This window comes from Ancylobacter sp. SL191, assembly GCF_026625645.1.
GTDB lineage: Bacteria > Pseudomonadota > Alphaproteobacteria > Rhizobiales > Xanthobacteraceae > Ancylobacter.
Genome location: NZ_CP113056.1, coordinates 2,738,866 through 2,755,444, shown reverse-complemented (window position 1 = coordinate 2,755,444; position 16,579 = coordinate 2,738,866). Strand labels below are relative to the sequence as shown.

Annotated in this window: 13 protein-coding genes; 6 read left to right on the top strand and 7 right to left on the bottom strand. The window is 68.5% G+C overall.

The genetic code is table 11. The annotated features are described in order from the left end of the window. Positions 1-47 precede the first annotated feature (47 nt). Positions 48-1,469 carry a malonyl-CoA decarboxylase gene (locus OU996_RS12575; protein ID WP_267581961.1) on the bottom strand — a complete coding sequence of 474 codons (1,422 nt, stop codon included), beginning with the start codon at positions 1,467-1,469 and terminating at the stop codon, positions 48-50. 215 nt (positions 1,470-1,684) lie between these two features. Here OU996_RS12575 and OU996_RS12570 point away from each other — a divergent pair, with 215 nt between their 5' ends. Both OU996_RS12570 and OU996_RS12565 read left to right on the top strand, forming a co-directional pair. Then, complete coding sequence (locus OU996_RS12570; RefSeq protein WP_267581960.1) at positions 1,685-2,428, top strand: DUF3750 domain-containing protein; 744 nt, start codon at positions 1,685-1,687, stop codon at positions 2,426-2,428. 71 nt (positions 2,429-2,499) lie between these two features. Continuing rightward, on the top strand, positions 2,500-3,342 hold the full coding sequence (locus OU996_RS12565) for a lytic murein transglycosylase (protein WP_267581959.1): 843 nt from the start codon (positions 2,500-2,502) through the stop codon (positions 3,340-3,342). A gap of 282 nt (positions 3,343-3,624) precedes the next feature. Here the strand turns inward: OU996_RS12565 and aspS are convergent, their stop codons facing one another. Together aspS and OU996_RS12555 are read right to left on the bottom strand one after the other, a co-directional pair. After that, positions 3,625-5,412 carry an aspartate--tRNA ligase gene (gene aspS, locus OU996_RS12560; protein WP_267581958.1) on the bottom strand — a complete coding sequence of 596 codons (1,788 nt, stop codon included), beginning with the start codon at positions 5,410-5,412 and terminating at the stop codon, positions 3,625-3,627. A 170-nt stretch (positions 5,413-5,582) separates the two neighbouring features. Continuing rightward, on the bottom strand, positions 5,583-6,053 hold the full coding sequence (locus OU996_RS12555; RefSeq protein ID WP_267581957.1) for a DUF992 domain-containing protein: 471 nt from the start codon (positions 6,051-6,053) through the stop codon (positions 5,583-5,585). A 138-nt stretch (positions 6,054-6,191) separates the two neighbouring features. On the opposite strand from OU996_RS12555, the gene rnd reads away from it, so the two are divergent. Continuing rightward, the gene (gene rnd, locus OU996_RS12550) at positions 6,192-7,340 is read left to right on the top strand and encodes a ribonuclease D (RefSeq protein WP_267581956.1); all 1,149 of its coding nucleotides are present in this window, start codon (positions 6,192-6,194) and stop codon (positions 7,338-7,340) included. Between the two features lie 37 nt (positions 7,341-7,377). Here rnd and ppx read toward each other — a convergent pair whose 3' ends face one another. Genes ppx through OU996_RS12530 form a run of 4 tightly spaced genes read right to left on the bottom strand, consistent with a single transcriptional unit; the run spans position 7,378 to position 13,125 of the window. Next, on the bottom strand, positions 7,378-8,895 hold the full coding sequence (gene ppx, locus OU996_RS12545) for an exopolyphosphatase (protein ID WP_267581955.1): 1,518 nt from the start codon (positions 8,893-8,895) through the stop codon (positions 7,378-7,380). Between the two features lie 4 nt (positions 8,896-8,899). After that, entirely contained in the window at positions 8,900-11,245 is a 2,346-nt protein-coding gene (locus tag OU996_RS12540) for an RNA degradosome polyphosphate kinase (protein WP_267581954.1), read from the bottom strand. A gap of 26 nt (positions 11,246-11,271) precedes the next feature. Next, a complete protein-coding gene (locus OU996_RS12535) occupies positions 11,272-11,991 on the bottom strand; it encodes a DnaA/Hda family protein (protein ID WP_267581953.1) in 720 nt (239 codons plus the stop codon). Positions 11,992-11,994: 3 nt separating this feature from the next. After that, complete coding sequence (locus OU996_RS12530) at positions 11,995-13,125, bottom strand: AI-2E family transporter (RefSeq protein ID WP_267581952.1); 1,131 nt, start codon at positions 13,123-13,125, stop codon at positions 11,995-11,997. Positions 13,126-13,408: 283 nt separating this feature from the next. Between OU996_RS12530 and OU996_RS12525 the strand changes: the two genes are divergently transcribed. From OU996_RS12525 to purM, 3 genes are all read left to right on the top strand, one after another. Next, positions 13,409-14,158 (top strand): class I SAM-dependent methyltransferase, encoded by a 750-nt coding sequence (locus OU996_RS12525; protein WP_267581951.1) that lies wholly within the window; start codon positions 13,409-13,411, stop codon positions 14,156-14,158. A gap of 117 nt (positions 14,159-14,275) precedes the next feature. Next, positions 14,276-15,421, top strand: a complete 1,146-nt coding sequence (locus tag OU996_RS12520) for a benzoate/H(+) symporter BenE family transporter (protein ID WP_267581950.1) — start codon at positions 14,276-14,278, stop codon at positions 15,419-15,421. Between the two features lie 77 nt (positions 15,422-15,498). Further along, on the top strand, positions 15,499-16,578 hold the full coding sequence (purM, locus tag OU996_RS12515) for a phosphoribosylformylglycinamidine cyclo-ligase (protein ID WP_267581949.1): 1,080 nt from the start codon (positions 15,499-15,501) through the stop codon (positions 16,576-16,578). Position 16,579: the final 1 nt, after the last annotated feature.

Below are 16,579 nucleotides of genomic sequence, written 5' to 3'. Positions count from 1 at the left end.
TGCGTGAACGCTCGCCAAGCCCGCGCGATCCGCACCCGGCGAGAGCCTCAACCAGCCAGCGCCTTGGGCGTCGCGGCCTTCGCCGGGGCCTTGGCCGCTGGTGCCACGGAGCCCTCCACCCGCAGAAGGCGGCGCACCTGCGGGCTGGCGACGATCTCGCCTTTGTCGAAGAAGGCCTCATGATTGGCCTCGATCTCGTCGAGCCGGTAGAGGTAGTTCACCATCAGCCCATGGGCCTGCGCCAGCCCGCGCACTGAGAGGTCGCCGAACGGGTTGATCCGTTCCAGCCGCGCGCCATTGCCGAGGTGGAAGCGCGCCACCGGATCGAGCGGCTTGCCCTTGGGCGAGCGGGCGACGAGGAAATAATGCGCCGCCAGCGCCTCGATCACCGGCGTCGCGCGGGCAATGAGCGCCGCGTCCGGCGTCTCGCTCGCCGCCAGCGTGTCGAGCACCGCGCGGTCGTCCGCCGTCAGCAGCGCCGAGCCTGTGCTGGCACGCTCCTCATCCAGCCAGCCGCGGAAGGTCGGCACCGGCGAGAGCGTGACGTAATGGGTCAGGCCGGGGAACTCGCGGGAGATTTCCTCCACCACCTGCTTGATGAGGAAGTTGCCGAAGCTCACCCCGCCGAGACCGCGCTGGCAGTTCGAGATTGAGTAGAACACCGCCGTGCGCGCCGCCTTCGGGTCGAGCGGCGTGCGCTTTTCCGCAAGGATCGGCCCGATGGCGCCCGGAATGTCGCGGGTCAGCGCGACCTCGACGAAGATCAGCGGCTCATCGACCAGCGCGGGGTGGAAGAAGGCGTAGCAGCGCCGGTCCGGGCTATCGACGCGGGCGCGCAGATCATCCCAGTCGCGGATTTCATGCACCGCCTCATAGCGGATGATCTTCTCGAGCACATTGGCGGGCGTCGACCAGTCGATCCGGCGGAGCACGAGGAACCCCCGATTGAACCACGAAGAAAACAGATGGATGAAGTCGCGATCGACCTCGGCAAGGTCGCGGCGGCGCGCCATGGCGTCAAGCAGATCGCTGCGCATCGCCACCAGCCGCGCCGTGGCGCCGGGAGCGAGGTTGAGCCGGCGGATGAGCTCCTGGCGCCGCGGCTCGCTCGCCGCATGCAGCTCCCAGGTAAGTGCGGGCGACGGCACCCCGTCCGTCGCCGCTGCGCTGTAAGCGGCAACGGCGGCCTCCAGCCTCGCGCGATCAGGACCGAAGGCGCCGGCGAGTATCTCGAAAAAGGCCACGCGCTCGCCGGTCTTCAGCCCGGCATAGGCGAGGAGAATCTCCCGCGCCAGCGCGACGCCCGAGGCCTCGCCCTGCCCGGAGAGCAGCCGGTCGCAGAGATCCTTGAGGCCCGCCGCGCGCACAGCACCGGCCGGCCGTCGCTCCCGGCCGAGATCCAGCAGCGCGCGGCCACGTTCGGCAATCGAACCGAGAAGATCGCCGAAGAAGCTCGCGCCTGCGTCCATGGTCGCTCCGCTGCCGGGTAAAGGTCGCGCGTGATCCGCGCCAGGTCGGGCATGAGAGCCGTTTGGCGCGGCCGGCGCAAGACGCCCCGTGCGGCGATCAGCAGCCCCGCCACCGTCAAAAGCTTGGGGCGACAGGCGCCGGCAGTGAACACATTTTCGCGTGCGGGGGCGGCCAAGCCTTGTTGATGACGTTCGGGCACGCAGATTAGGGCGCCATGATCCGCGCTGCCCGCATGCTCCTTCTCGCCTTCCTGCTGTTCTTCGCCCTGCCGCTCGGCGCCCATGCTCTCGTGCAATGGCACGAGCGCGACTGGTCGGCGAACTGGCGCACCGCCGACTGGTCGAGCACCGGCACGCTGCCGGCGGCCGACGCGCATCCCGAGGCCATGGTGCGCATCTACGCCGCCCGCGTCGGGCGCTGGCGCGGCATCTTCGCCGTCCACACCTGGCTGGTGGTCAAGGAACAGGGCGCGGGCGCCTATGAGCGCTACGACAAGGTTGGCTGGGGCTCGCCGATCCGCCGCAACGGCTACGCGCCGGACGGGCGCTGGTATGGCAATGAGCCGGAAATCGTGTTCGAGGCGACGGGCGACGCCGCCACCGCGCTGATCCCGAAGCTGCGGGCGGCGGTGGCGAGCTATCCCTACCGCGAATATGGCGACTACCATGTCTGGCCGGGGCCGAACTCGAACACCTTCATCGCCCATGTGGTGCGGCAGGTGCCGGAAATCGCCGTCGCCCTGCCCCCCACCGCCATCGGCAAGGACTTCCCCGTGGCCGGCGACTGGATCGCGCTCGCCCCTTCGCGCACCGGCCTCAGCCTGTCCCTCGGCGGCTATGCGGGCGTGACGCTGGCCTGGGTGGAGGGGATCGAGGTCAACCTGCTCGGCGCGGTCGCCGGGCTCGACATCCGCCAGCCCGGTATCAAGCTGCCCGGATTTGGTCGTATCGGCATTTGATCTTTTGCCGATACCGCGCGTTCATCTTCTCCGCGCATCCTGCACGGGATGCGGCGCTTCCGGGAGGAACCATGTTCGACCAGCCTGCCACCCTTCGTGCCCTGCCGCGCGCCCGCGTATTTCTCGCCGGCGCCCTCGCCTCGGTCTTCCTCGCGGCGTCGCCGGCCCTTGCCGCGACCTGCGGCATTGACGCGTCGGGCTTCGACACCTGGGTGGGCGAGTTCCGCCGCGAGGCGGTGGCGCAGGGCATCGCGCCCGGAACGCTGCGCGTGCTCGACGGCGTGACCTACGACACCAAGGTCATCAGCCTCGACCGCAACCAAAAGCACTTCAAGGTGAGCCTCGAGGAGTTCATCAAGAACCGCATTTCCAAGGGACGCATCGCCAAGGGCCGGCAGATGCTCCAGCAATACGCCTCGACGCTGGCCCGCATCGAGCGGCAATATGGCGTGCCCGGCCCGATCCTCGTCGCCATCTGGGGCATGGAGACCGATTACGGGGTGAACATCGGCAAGATGCCGATCCTGCGCTCGCTCTCCACCCTCGCCTATGACTGCCGGCGGACCGACTTCTTCACGCCCCAACTGCTCGATGCCCTGCGCATCTACCAGCGCGGCGACCTCACGCTCGACGAGATGCGTGGCGCCTGGGCCGGCGAGATCGGCCAGACCCAGTTCCTTGCCAGCTCCTATGCGAAGTTCGCCGTGGACTTCGACGGCGACGGCCGCGCCGACCTGGTGCGCAGCGCCCCGGACGTGCTCGCCTCCACCGCCAATTATCTGCGCGGCTATGGCTGGCGCGCCGGCGCCGGCTGGGGTCCGGGCGAGCCGAACTATCAGGCGCTGCTCGGCTGGAACAAGGCGGAAGTCTACGCCAAGGCGCTGGGCATCTTCGCGGCCCAGCTGACGCAGTAGGTCGCCCAACGGCGACCTGCCTCCGTCATCCCGGCCGAAGCGCAGCGCAGAGCCGGGATCGCGTGCCGCTCTCGCTGGAGAGCGCGATCCCGGATCGGCCTTTCGGCCGTCCGGGATGACGGTGGCGGGGACGCCCCGGTTCAGCAAAAATGCCGTCATGGCCGGGCTTGGCCCGGCCATCAACGCCTTGCGTGCGTTTGCAGGGCGGTGGCCAAGTCGCGCTGCTAGCCAAGTCGTGGATCCCCGGGCCGAGCCCGGGGATGAGGTGCTGATGGGCCCCGCCTACTTCTCCGGCAGGTTGGTGCGGATGTGCAGCTCGCGCAGCTGCTTCGGGCTTGCCTCGTTGGGCGCGCCCATCAGGATGTCCTGCGCCTGCTGGTTCATCGGGAAGATCGAGATCTCGCGCAGGTTCGTCACGCCGCAGAGCAGCATGACGATGCGGTCGACGCCCGCCGCCATGCCGCCATGGGGCGGCGCGCCGTACTGGAAGGCGCGGTACATGCCGCCGAAGCGGTCGATCACCGTCTGCTCGTCATAGCCAGCGAGCTCGAACGCCTTCACCATCGCCTCGGGGCGATGGTTGCGGATGCCGCCCGAGGCGATCTCGTAGCCATTGCAGGCGATGTCGTACTGGAACGCCTTGATGGTCAGCGGATCCTGCCCGTTGAGCGCGTCGAGGCCGCCCTGCGGCATGGAGAAGGGGTTGTGCGAGAAGTCGACCTTCTTCTCGTCCTCGTTCCACTCATAGAACGGGAAGTCGACAATCCAGGCCAGCTCGAAGCGGTCGAAATCGACCAGCTTCAGCTCCTCGCCCACCTTGGTGCGGGCTGCGCCGGCGAACTTGACGAACTTTTCCGGGTTGCCGGCGACGAAGAAGGCGGCGTCCCCGGCGCCGAGGCCGAGCTGCGCGCGGATCGCCTCGGTGCGCTCCGGGCCGATATTGTTGGCGAGCGGGCCGGCGCCCGGAATTTCAGACGAATCCTGGCCTTCGCGCCACATGATGTAGCCGAGGCCGGGCTGGCCCTCGCCCTGCGCCCACGAGTTCATGCGGTCGCAGAAGGCGCGCGAACCGCCGCCGGTGCCGGGAATGGCCCACACCCGGTTCTTCTCGTCTTCGAGCAGGCGCGCGAACACCTTGAAGCCCGAGCCGCGGAAATGCTCGGAGACGTCCTGCATTTCAATCGGGTTGCGCAGATCCGGCTTGTCGGTGCCGTATTTCTGCATCGACACCGCATAGGGAATGCGCGGCCAGTTCTTCGTGACGGGCTTGCCCTCGGCGAACTGCTCGAACACACCGGTGATGACCGGCTCGACGGCGGCGAAGATGTCTTCCTGCTCGACGAAGCTCATCTCCAGGTCGAGCTGGTAGAACTCGCCCGGCAGGCGGTCGGCGCGCGGATCTTCGTCGCGGAAGCAGGGGGCGATCTGGAAATAGCGGTCGAAGCCACTCATCATGATGAGCTGCTTGTACTGCTGCGGCGCCTGCGGCAGGGCGTAGAACTTGCCGGGATGCAGGCGCGAGGGCACGAGGAAGTCCCGCGCGCCTTCCGGCGAGGACGCCGTGAGGATCGGCGTCTGGAACTCGAAGAAGCCCTGCCCCTTCATCTTCGCGCGCATGGCGTCGATAATCGCGCCGCGCGTCATGATGTTCTTGTGCAGCTTCTCGCGGCGCAGATCGAGGAAGCGGTAGCGCAGCCGCGTCTCTTCCGGGTACTCGACATCGCCGAACACCGGCATCGGCAGCTCGGCGGCGGGGCCCAGCACCTCGATCTCGGTGGCGTACATCTCAACCTGGCCGGTCGGCAGGTCGGGGTTCTCGGTGCCGGCCGGGCGCGAGCGCACGCGGCCATCGACGCGGATCACCCATTCGGCGCGCACGGTCTCGGCCAGCTTGAAGGCCGGGCTGTCGGGATCGACCACCACCTGCGTCAGGCCGTAATGGTCGCGCAGGTCGATGAACAGCACGCCGCCATGATCGCGGATGCGGTGACACCATCCCGAGAGGCGGGCGGTGGCGCCGACATCGCTCGCGCGAAGGGCCCCGCAGGTATGGGTGCGATAGCGGTGCATGGGTCTATCCCGAGGCTTTTCGCGGGCCAGAGGCCGCACGTCTGAAAACACGTCACCCCTCTCGCGGGGCGCGCGGAGGGGTGCATGCAGGGCTCGGCTTTGTCAAGCGAGCGAGACGCAGGACAGGACCGGCGCGCAAGGACGGGGCGCTAACGCCCCGCCCGTCCGGCTCACGGGACGTAGCGCAGCTCAAGGCTGGAGACGCCCAGCGCCAGCGAGGCGCCGACATTGCCCTCGACCGAGACGGGGTTGAGCGCATAGGACTTGTCGGAACCGACGAGGACATTCGCGCCGACGCCGACGCCGAGCGCCACATCGCCGGACACGCCGCCATAGGGGCCGGCCAGCGCGCCGGGGGCGACCTGCTTGGTGAGCGCCAGCACGCCCCAGGTCATCACGCCGCCGCCGGTCACGCCGAGGTCGAGGCCGACGCTCTTGATGACGCCGGAATAGCGCTGCACCGGGCTGTTGTCCGAGGGGGTGTAGGTGCAGGCGAGCTCCTGCTTGGAGCTGATGATCATGCCGATCGACGCGCCGGCATTGCAGACGAGGACACCGGTCTTGACGCGATCGGCGGCGCTCGCCGGGACGGCGGCGAGGGCGAGCACGGTGGCGGTGGCGGCGAAAAGCACGTTCTTCATGGGTTTCCCCCCTTGGCACCGGTACCCCGGCATGGAATCGATGGGCCGAAGCTAGCCGCCCATGGTTAATGCTTAGCCACCGATTCCGGCATGATTACTGTCGTCTCGCGCGTGCGACTCCGCTAAGAAGCACGCGACATGGATATGATCACCACAACCGACGCCCTCACCGCGGCCTGCGAACGGCTTTCGAACCACCGCTTCGTCACCGTCGACACCGAATTCCTGCGCGAGACCACCTTCTGGCCGAAGCTGTGCGTCGTGCAGATCGCCAGCGCCGACGAGGCGGTGGTGATCGACGCCGTGGCCGAGGGCATAGACCTCGCCCCGTTCTTCGCCCTGATGGCGAATGAGCAGGTGCTGAAGGTCTTCCATGCCGGCCGGCAGGACATCGAAATCGTCTGGCATCTCGCCGGCATCATCCCTCATCCGGTGTTCGACACGCAGGTTGCCGCCATGGTGCTCGGCCATGGCGATTCCATCTCCTATGACCAGCTCGTGCAGCGCCTCACCGGCCATCTGCTCGACAAGTCGCTGCGCTTCACCGATTGGTCGCGCCGGCCGCTCACCACGGCGCAGATCGCCTATGCCGAGGCGGACGTCACCCATCTGCGCGACGTGTTCCTCAAGCTGGAAGCCGATCTCGCCAAGCGCGGCCGCGCCGACTGGGTCGGCGAGGAAATGGCGGTGCTCACCTCGCCCGAGACCTACCGGCAGGAGCCCGAGCGCGCCTGGGAGCGGCTGCGCTCGCGCGCCCGCAAGCCGAAGGATCTGGCGGTGCTCATGGAAGTCGCCGCCTGGCGTGAGCGCGAGGCGCAGTCGCGCGACATTCCCCGCTCGCGCATCCTCAAGGACGACGTGATCGGCGAGATCGCCAGCCAGCATCCGAGCAGCGTCGAGAAGCTCGGCCAGCTCCGCTCCATCCCCAAAGGTTTCGAGCGCTCGCGCTCGGGCGAGCAGATCGTCGAGGCGGTGAAGGCCGGCCTTGCGCGCGACCCCAAGACGCTGCCGCGCATCGAGCGCGACAAGCCGCTCTCCAACGGCGCCTCGGCGACGGTCGAACTGCTCAAGGTGCTGCTGCGCATGATCTCCGAGCAGTACGGCGTCGCCGCCAAGGTCATCGCCACGGTGGACGACCTCGAGCAGATCGCGGCGGACGACGCCCCGGACGTGCCGGCGTTGCATGGCTGGCGGCGCGAGCTGTTCGGCGAGCAGGCGTTGGCGCTGAAGGCCGGCCATCTGGCGCTCGCCATGCAGCGCGGCCGGGTCATCGCCGTCGAGCGGTGAGATGAGCGGCGGGCCCCGGCCCGCCGACATTTGCGCGTCAGTCCGTCGCTACCGCGAAGTCGCGGCCGATCAGACGGGCGAGCGTGCGCAGCCGCGTGAGCACGCGGTCGCTGCCGAGAAGGGCGAGGTCGCCCTTGAGCTTCAGCACCAGCTTGCCCCTTTCCACCGCCAGCGGCGCGATGGGCAGCGTGCCCGGCATCGCGGCCGAGAGGATATAGGCCACCCGCATCGCCGCACCGAGGATGCGCGCCCGGTCGAGCAGCCGCGCCGACACCAGCTCGCGAATGCGCGGGGACAGATCCTCGTCCACCAGCCCGGCATGGCGGTAATAGATCGCCAGCGCCAGGAAGGCCCGGCCGGGATGATCCACGCCGATGAAGGCGGCATGGGCGATGAGGTTGAGGCTCTGCTCCTCGCGGTAATCGGGATGCGCACGCCAGCTGATATCGGCGAGCAGGCAGGCGGCGTGGCGCAGGCGCTTTTCCTCCACCGTCTCGTCAATGCCGGAATGCGCCATGAAGCGGTCGGTCCAGTCGATGAGTTCCCAGCCATGGGCGGGGGAGCGCGAGCGGACATTGTTGAGTTCGGCGGTGGCCGAGATCAGCGGATCGGACGGTTTGTCCTCCGGCGGCAGCAGCTCATAGAGCAGGCCCTCGCGCACGCCCTGCGCGGAGATGAAGATGTTCTCCGGCTTGCCGACGCGGATCACATGCTCCAGCACCAAGGCGCCATAGGCGAGCAGCGGGCGGCGGCTCTCGGACACCGTGTCGATGCGCGAGAGCGTGTCGATCGGCACACGCAGCACGAGGCGGCAGAACTCCAGCGCCTCGCGGGCGGGAATGACATAGCCGTGCATCACATGCAGCGGGTAGCCGCGCTGGAACATGTGCAGCCGCGCCAGCGCGCGCCAGGTGCCGCCGACCGCGTAGAAGGTGCGGCCCTTGAGATGTTCGAGATGACGCTCCTTGGCGAGCGCGTCGCGGACGATCTTCACCGCCTTCTTGATCGAGCGGCCGGACGTGTCCTGCAGCGCGAGGCCGCCCAGCGGGAAGGTGATGCCCGAGCCGATGCGCTGGCCGTGGACGTCGGCAAGCTCCAGCGAGCCGCCGCCGAGGTCGCCCACCACGCCATTGGCGTGATGCACGCCGGAGAGCACGCCGAGCGCGGAAAGCTGCGCCTCGCGCTTGCCCGAGAGCAGCTCGACCTCGGTGCGGCAGATCTCCGCGCAGGTGGCGATGAATTCCGGCCCGTTGGAGGCGTCGCGCGCGGCGGCGGTGGCCAGCACATAGAGCTTGGCCACGCCCATGCGGTCGCACAACACGCGGAAGCGGCGCAGGGTGGATAGCGCCTTTTCCACCGCGTCGGCGTTGAGCCGCCCGGTGGTCAGCACTTCCCGACCGAGGCCGCAGGACGCCTTCTCATTGAACAGCGGCGTCGGCGAGCGCGACAGCCGCTCATAGACGACGAGACGGACCGAGTTGGAGCCGATGTCGATCACGGCGATCGGGCCATCGGCGGCGGGGCGCATATCCGCCCCGCTGACGGTTTCGCTCATGCGCTTACGAACGCTCGCGACGGCGGACGAGGCTTCTTGGTGAAGATTCTTTAAGCGACTTGCCACGTCCCGACAGACTCGGATTGGTCATGAAATACTTCTGGGCGTTGAATTTTTCCTCGCCCTCGCCGGACACTATGCGTTCGGAGGAGCCATCCGACAAGATGCGCCAGCTCTGCTGGGTGTCCTGCAGGTTGGCGACCATGATCTGGTCGAGGATCTGCATGTGCACCGTCGGGTTGGTGATCTGGCAGAGAGCCTCGACACGGCGGTCGAGGTTGCGCGGCATCAGATCGGCCGAGGAGATGTACATCGCCGCCTCGGGGCTCGGCAGGCCATGGCCATTGCCGAAGCAGTAGATGCGGCCATGCTCGAGGAAGCGGCCGACAATGGACTTGACCCGGATGTTCTCCGAGAGACCCGGCACGCCCGGCCGCAGGCAGCAGATGCCGCGCACCACGATGTCCACCGGCACGCCGTTCTGGCTGGCGCGGTAGAGCGCGTCGATGATCATCGGATCGACCAGCGAGTTCATTTTGAGCCAGATCGCCGCCGGGCGGCCGGCCTTGGCGAATTCGCCCTCGGCGGCGATGTGGTCGAGAATGCGCTTCTTCAGCGTCAGCGGGGCGATGGACATGGTCTCCAGCTCCGCCGGCTCGGCATAGCCGGTGATGAAGTTGAAGATGCGCGCCACGTCCCGCCCGATCGCCGGATCGGCGGTGAAGAAGGACAGGTCGGTGTAGATGCGCGCCGTGATCGGGTGATAATTGCCCGTGCCGACATGGCAGTAGCTCGCCAGCGTGCCGCCCTCGCGGCGCACCACCAGCGAGAGCTTGGCGTGGGTCTTCAGCTCCAGGAAGCCGAACACCACCTGCACGCCCGCCCGCTCCAGGTCGCGCGCCCAGCGAATGTTCGCTTCCTCGTCGAAGCGCGCCTTCAGCTCCACCAGCGCGGTGACCGACTTGCCCGCCTCCGCCGCCTCGGCCAGCGCCTTGATGATCGGGCTGTCGGAGGAGGTGCGGTAGAGCGTCTGCTTGATGGCGACCACATTCGGGTCGCGCGCCGCCTGCCGCAGGAACTGCACCACCACGTCGAAGGACTCATAGGGGTGGTGAACCACGAGATCCTTCTCACGGATCGCCGCGAAGCAGTCGCCGGCATGGTCGCGGATGCGCTCGGGGAAGCGCGGGTTGTACGGCTTGAACTTGAGGTCCGGCCGGTCGACGCCGACGAGCTGGCTGAACTCGTTCAGCGCCAGCACGCCGTGGACGAGGAAGATCTCGTCATCGGCGACGCCGAGCTCGCGCGCGACGAAGATGCGCAGCTCTTCCGGCATGGTGGATTCGACTTCCAGCCGGATCACCTGGCCGAGCCGGCGACGCTTCAGCGCCGTCTCGAACTGGCGCATCAGGTCTTCCGCCTCCTCCTCCACTTCGAGGTCGCTGTCGCGGATGACGCGGAAGCCGCCGAGGCCCCGCACCTGATAGCCGGGGAACAGGCGGCCGATGAACAGGCCGATCATCTGCTCCAGCGTGATGAAGCGCATGGCGCCGTTCGCGCCGTCCGGCAGGCGCACGAAGCGGTCAATCTTGGCGGGCACGCGGATCAGCGCGTTCATAGTGCGCCCGTCGCTGATGCGCGCGAGCTGCAGCGCCAGCGAGAAGCCGAGATTGGGGATGAAGGGGAAAGGATGCGCCGGGTCGATGGCGAGCGGGGTCAGCACGGGGAAGACGTGGCTCAGGAAGAACTCGTCGAGCACCGCCCGGTCGGCCTTGTCCACATCCGAACCGTCGACCAGCGCGACGCCGGCCTCGGTGAGAATGCCACGCAGTTCCAGCCAGCGCGCCTGCTGGTCCTCGCCGAGCTCGGCCACCGCGGCGCCGATGAGCGGCAGTTGCTCGGCCGGCGTCAGCCCATCCGGGCTCCTGCCACCATAGCCCTCGCGCACCTGCTCCTTGAGGCCGGCGACGCGGACCATGAAGAATTCGTCGAGATTATTGGCGGAGATGGAGAGGAAGCGCAGCTGCTCCAGCAGCGGGTGCTCGCGGTTGGAGGCCTCTTCCAGCACACGGCGGTTGAATTGCAGCCAGGACAGCTCGCGGTTGATGAAGCGGTCGGGCGACGCCATCAGCTCGGCTTCGAGCGGCACCGGCGTTACCGGCTCATGAACGGCGAGTTGCCCCAGTTCCACATGCGCCACAGCCGGCGCTTCCGCTTCGCTCACCGTCAACCCTCCATCCTCGGCGCGGGCGGCGCCTGCGACCGTCTCTTGAGCGGGGGCGGCCTTGGCACGGACCCGCCGCTTCGTCGGGCGGGAAGGTCGCCGCGCTTCGTGACGGCTGGATGACATGGCGCACCTTAAGCTTGGGTCAATGTTCAGGAATCCCGCGCGTCCGCGCCGGACGGCACGGCGGCGGATGAAAGCTCCCGCTCCCGAAGGAGTTCGGAAGCGAGCGCGCGCGTCAAGGGCCTCTTGCGCGCCAGCGCCTCGCGGTCGAGTGCGGCCACCACCTCGCGCACCCCGGCGATGGAGCGCTCCACGCGCGGCAGCAGGAAGGCGAGCAACGCTTCATCCGGGGCGATCTGGCGGTCGGCGAACAGCTTCACCGCCACCGCGGCCAGCAGCGCATCGTCCGGCGGGCCAAGCGCCACGGACGGCATGGCCCGCAGCCGCGAGGCAAGATCGCGGATGGTCATGCTGGCGGCGAGCGTGCCCGGCGCGCGGCGGGCGGTGAGCAGCACGCGGGCGTCCTGCTCCTTGGCGAGGTTGACCAGATGGAACAGCGCCGCCTCATCGAGCGGCCCCTCCCCCAGATCTTCCACCACCAGCGCGCCGCTCGCCAGCAGCCCCGGCAGCGCGTCGATGGCGAGATCGCGCGCGGGCACCACCGGCGCCCCGCTGATCGCCGCGAAAATGGCGGCAAGGTGCGACTTGCCCGCCCCCTCCGGCCCGACCAGCGCCACCAGCGGTGCCGGCCAATACGGGTAGGCGTCGATCAGCGCCAGCGCCGCATCATTGGACGGCGCCGGCAGGAAATCGTCGCGCGAACGGCTGTCGGCATGCGGCAGGTCGAGCGGCAACTGGCGCGTGGTCATCGCTCAGCGCACCCGGCGGTCCGAGATGGCGGGAAGGCCCGGCACGGGCGCCGGCGGGGCGAGGCTCTCCGGCGCCTGCTCACCGGTATAGAGCGGGCTCTGGAGATATTGGTCGATAGCAAAGCGCACCAGCACGCCCGCCGCCGCCGCCAGCGGCACCGCCAGCAACAGGCCGAGGAAGCCGAGCAGATAGCCGAAGGCCAGCAGGGCGAACATCAGCCACACCGGGTGCAGGCCCACGCTGTCGCCCACCAGCTTGGGCGAGAGGATGTAGCCCTCGACGAACTGGCCGAACACGAAGATGCCGAGGATGGCGCCGATCATCCAGTAATCCGGGAAGAACTGCACGATGGCGACGCCGGTGGCCAGCACCAGCCCGGTGAGCGAGCCGACATAGGGGATGAAGGTGATGATTCCCGACACGAAGCCGATGACGAAGCCGAAATTCAGCCCGGCCATGGTGAGGCTGATCGCGTAGAAACTACCGAGGATGAGGCACACCAGCGACTGGCCGCGCACAAAGCCGGCGATCGCCCGGTCCATCCGGCAGGCCAGCGTGCGGATCACCGGGCGGTTGTGGACCGGGAGCCAGCCATCGACCTTCTCCACCATGTGGTTCCAGTCATTGAGCATATAGAAGGCCACCACCGGCGTGATGACCAGCAGCGAGAATACCGAGATCAGCGCCTGCCCGCCGGTCCAGATCGACTGGATCAGGCTGAGCATGTAGGTCGCGCCCTGCGACACCAGCTCGTTCAGCCCCTCCCGGATCGCCGGCATGCGGTCGCCGACGAAATTGCGCAGCCACGCCGCGTCCTCGCCCGCCATCAGGTTCTGGAGCTTGACGATGTATTCCGGCAGCCGCTGAATGAAGGCGGCGAGCTGCGAGCCGAAAATCGGCAGCACCAGCAGCATCAGCAGGATGGCGAGCATCAGCGTGAGCGCGATGGTCGCCAGCGAGGCCACCAGCCGGTTGACGCCCCAATGCTCCAGCCGCGTGGTGACGGGGTTCAGGAAATAGGCGAGCGCGAGGCCCGCCACGAAGGGCAGCAGCACGCTGGACAGCAGCCAGGCGGCGAGAATCACCAGAACCAGCGCCGTCACCCAGAACGTCACCTGCTTGTGCCAGGCCATTCATCTTCCCTTTCGGAACGAACGCCCTTCCGCAGGGCGACGCGTGCTTTCTCCATACAGGATAATTGCGGCAGCGCTCATGCAGAAGCCGCGCCAAGGCGGACGGTTCCCGCCATTCACAGGGAGCGGCGCACCGCCCGCCCACCTCGCGGCCGCCGGTGGTTCCATGACGTGCCCTGTTGGTGAACCCGATGGGCGCACCCTAGTGACTTGCCTCGCTCCGCCATGGCCCGGAAACTGATCGCTCAAACCGGGCCGCACGGCTTTCGGAAAAGGCACGGCCATGGCGCAAGACATCCCGCTCGACGATCCGCTCTACACCGATGCCGCGCTGGTCGCGTTCTATGACGCGGAAAACGACTGGGGCGAGGACCGCGCCTTCTGTGCCCATCTCGCCCGCGCGGCCGGCTCAGTGCTTGATCTGGGCTGCGGCACCGGCGCCTTTCTGGCCGGGATCGACGCCGGCGAGCGGGTCGGCGTCGATCCCGCCGGGGCGATGCTGGAGGTGGCGCGCCGCCGTCCGGGCGGGGCGGATGTCCGGTGGATCGAGGCCGATGCCCGCTATCTCGCGCTCGACCGCCGCTTCGACCTGATCGTGATGACCGGCCACGCCTTCCAGGTCTTCCTCACCGAGGACGACCAGCGCGCCGCCCTCGCCAGCATCGCCCGGCATCTCACCCCGGCGGGCAGCTTCATCTTCGACAGCCGCAACCCAGCCTGCCGGGAATGGGAGGAATGGCAGCCGGCCTTGTCAGAGCGCCAGATCGAGCACCCCCGCCACGGCCGCGTGACGGCGTGGAACACGGCGATGCAGGACGAGGCCAGCGGCGTCGTCACCTATGGCACCTTCTACCGTCTCGCCGACGGGCGGGTTCTGAGCGCGGACAGCCGGATTCGCTTCACCCCTGCCGCCGATCTCGCCCGGATGATCGTGGGGGCGGGTCTCGCCGTCGATCGTTGGTTCGGCGACTGGGCCGGCGGGCCAATGACACCGCAATCGGCGGAGATCATACCGTTCGGCCGGCTCGCCTGATCGCGGATTCGCCTGATCACCGGAGCGGCGCCGTCCCGCACACTTCCGCAGCGGCAGCGGTGACGGCCCGGCGCGGCTGTGGCACAAGGCCACGTCCTCTCCTGCCGGTGCCTGCCGATGCGCTCCTCCGTCATCACCTCCGCCGTCGTCGCCGCTCTGGTCGGCTTTGGCGGCACGCTCGCGCTGATCGTCGCGGCCTCGCAGGCGGTGGGCGCGACGCCGGGTCAGACCGCCTCGGCGGTGATCGGGCTGTGCCTGTCCATGGCGCTCACCAGCGCCTTCCTCGGCTGGCGCCACAAAATGCCGATCATCACCGCCTGGTCGACACCGGGCGCGGCGCTGATCGCCGGCTCGCACGGCCTCTCCATCGAGACCGCGGTGGGCGCCTTCCTGCTGGCGGGCGCGCTCATCCTTGTCACCGCCGCGGTGAAGCCGCTCGGCACGCTGGTGCAGCGCCTGCCGGTCGCCATTGCTGCGGCGATGCTGGCGGGCGTGCTGTTCCGCTTCTGCACTGCCGTGTTCACCGCCGGGCAGGCCGACCCGATGCTGGTGCTGCCGCTGGTGCTGATCTTCCTTGTCGCCCGCCGCATCAACCCGTTCGGCGCGGTGCTGGCGATCCTCGTCATCGGCATCGGCCTCGCCTTCCTGCTCGGGCGCGTCGGCCCGCTGCCCGAGGTGGCGCTGCTGCCGCGCGTCGAATTCATCTGGCCGTCGTTTGATCTTGAGGCGCTGATCGGCATCGGCGTACCACTCTATGTCGTCACCATGGCCTCGCAGAACCTGCCGGGCCTCGCCGTCCTGCAGGCCGCAGGCTACAAGCCGCCGACGCCCTCCATCCTCGCCGTCACCGGCCTCGCCTCGGTGCTGACCGCGCCCATCGGCTCGCTCACCTCGAATCTCGCCGCCATCACCGCCTCGATCTGCACCGGCCCGGACGCGCATCCCGATCCCCGCCAGCGCTGGCAGACCACGCGATTCTATGCGCTGGCCTATCTGGTACTCGCGGCGGGCGGGGCCTCGGTGGTCGCGCTGATCGCCGCGCTGCCGCCGAGCCTGGTGGCGACCTTCGCCGGGCTCGCGCTGCTCGGGCCGCTGCTCAATGCGCTGGGCACCGCCATGGGCGACATTCCCCTGCGCTTTCCCGCCGTGCTGACTCTGGCGGTCACCGCCTCCGGCGTCTCGCTGCTCGGCATCGGCTCGGCCTTCTGGGGCCTGGTCGCCGGCCTGATCGCGCTGGGGATCGACCGCGTCGGCCGGCGCTGAACCACCCCCGCGCTTGCGGGCGCACGGATAAGCGGTTAATCCGCGAGCATCTTCCGAAAAGACCAGAGCAGCCCCCGATGAGCGATACCGAAAAAGGCCTCAGCTACCGCGATGCGGGCGTCGATATCGATGCTGGCAACCGGCTGGTCGATCTCATCAAGCCGCTGGTCAAGGCGACCCGCCGCCCCGGCGCGGATGCCGACATTGGCGGCTTCGGCGGGGTGTTCGATCCCAAGGCCGCCGGCTTCAAGGACCCGCTGATCGTCGCCACCACCGACGGCGTCGGCACCAAGCTGAAGATCGCCATAGAGACCGGCCGGCACGAGACCATCGGCATCGACCTCGTTGCCATGTGCGTCAACGATCTCGTGGTGCAGGGCGCCGAGCCGCTGTTCTTCCTCGACTATTTCGCCACTGGCAAGCTCGCCCCCGAAGTCGGCGCGACCATCGTCGCCGGCATCGCCAAGGGCTGCACCGAATCCGGTTGCGCGCTGATCGGCGGCGAGACCGCCGAAATGCCCGGCATGTATTCCGATGGGGATTATGACCTCGCCGGCTTCTCGGTCGGCGCGGTGGAACGCGGCGAGCTGCTGCCCTCTCCGAATGTGCGCCCCGGCGACGTGCTGCTCGGCCTTGCCTCCTCCGGCGTGCATTCCAACGGCTATTCGCTGGTGCGCCGCATTGTCGAGGTGTCGGGTCTCGCCTGGGATGCGCCCGCCCCCTTCGCGACGGACAAGACCCTTGGCGAGGCGCTGCTCACCCCGACCAAGCTCTATGTGAAGTCGGCGCTGTCGGTCATCCGCGGCACCGGCAAGGTGAAGGCGCTCGCGCACATCACCGGCGGTGGCCTGACCGAGAACCTGCCGCGCGTGCTGCCCAAGGGCACGGTCGGGCGCATCGACCTCTCCGGCCTTACCCTCCCGCCGGTGTTCCGCTGGCTGGCGCAGGTTGGCAAAGTGGCGCCGGAAGAGATGCTGCGCGCCTTCAACTGCGGCATCGGCATGGTCGTGGTCTGCGCGCTCGAGGATGCCGAGACGGTGGCCGACGCCTTCGCTAATGCCGGCGAGGAGGTGTTTCACCTCGGTGCCATCGAGCCGGGCGAGGGCGCCGCGCACACGGTCTATGACGGCACGCTCGCCGTCGACACCCCGCTCTGAA

What these genes read in the sequence shown, in the direction of transcription:
- OU996_RS12530 (WP_267581952.1), bottom strand. Translation starts at nt 13,125, where the DNA reads ATGGCCTGGCACAAGCAGGTGACGTTCTGGGTGACGGCGCTGGTTCTG.
- OU996_RS12535 (WP_267581953.1), bottom strand. Translation starts at nt 11,991, where the DNA reads ATGACCACGCGCCAGTTGCCGCTCGACCTGCCGCATGCCGACAGCCGT.
- ppx (WP_267581955.1), bottom strand. Translation starts at nt 8,895, where the DNA reads ATGAGCGAAACCGTCAGCGGGGCGGATATGCGCCCCGCCGCCGATGGC.
- OU996_RS12575 (WP_267581961.1), bottom strand. Translation starts at nt 1,469, where the DNA reads ATGGACGCAGGCGCGAGCTTCTTCGGCGATCTTCTCGGTTCGATTGCC.
- rnd (WP_267581956.1), top strand. Translation starts at nt 6,192, where the DNA reads ATGGATATGATCACCACAACCGACGCCCTCACCGCGGCCTGCGAACGG.
- OU996_RS12525 (WP_267581951.1), top strand. Translation starts at nt 13,409, where the DNA reads ATGGCGCAAGACATCCCGCTCGACGATCCGCTCTACACCGATGCCGCG.
- OU996_RS12565 (WP_267581959.1), top strand. Translation starts at nt 2,500, where the DNA reads ATGTTCGACCAGCCTGCCACCCTTCGTGCCCTGCCGCGCGCCCGCGTA.
- OU996_RS12570 (WP_267581960.1), top strand. Translation starts at nt 1,685, where the DNA reads ATGATCCGCGCTGCCCGCATGCTCCTTCTCGCCTTCCTGCTGTTCTTC.
- aspS (WP_267581958.1), bottom strand. Translation starts at nt 5,412, where the DNA reads ATGCACCGCTATCGCACCCATACCTGCGGGGCCCTTCGCGCGAGCGAT.
- OU996_RS12540 (WP_267581954.1), bottom strand. Translation starts at nt 11,245, where the DNA reads ATGTCATCCAGCCGTCACGAAGCGCGGCGACCTTCCCGCCCGACGAAG.
- purM (WP_267581949.1), top strand. Translation starts at nt 15,499, where the DNA reads ATGAGCGATACCGAAAAAGGCCTCAGCTACCGCGATGCGGGCGTCGAT.
- OU996_RS12520 (WP_267581950.1), top strand. Translation starts at nt 14,276, where the DNA reads ATGCGCTCCTCCGTCATCACCTCCGCCGTCGTCGCCGCTCTGGTCGGC.
- OU996_RS12555 (WP_267581957.1), bottom strand. Translation starts at nt 6,053, where the DNA reads ATGAAGAACGTGCTTTTCGCCGCCACCGCCACCGTGCTCGCCCTCGCC.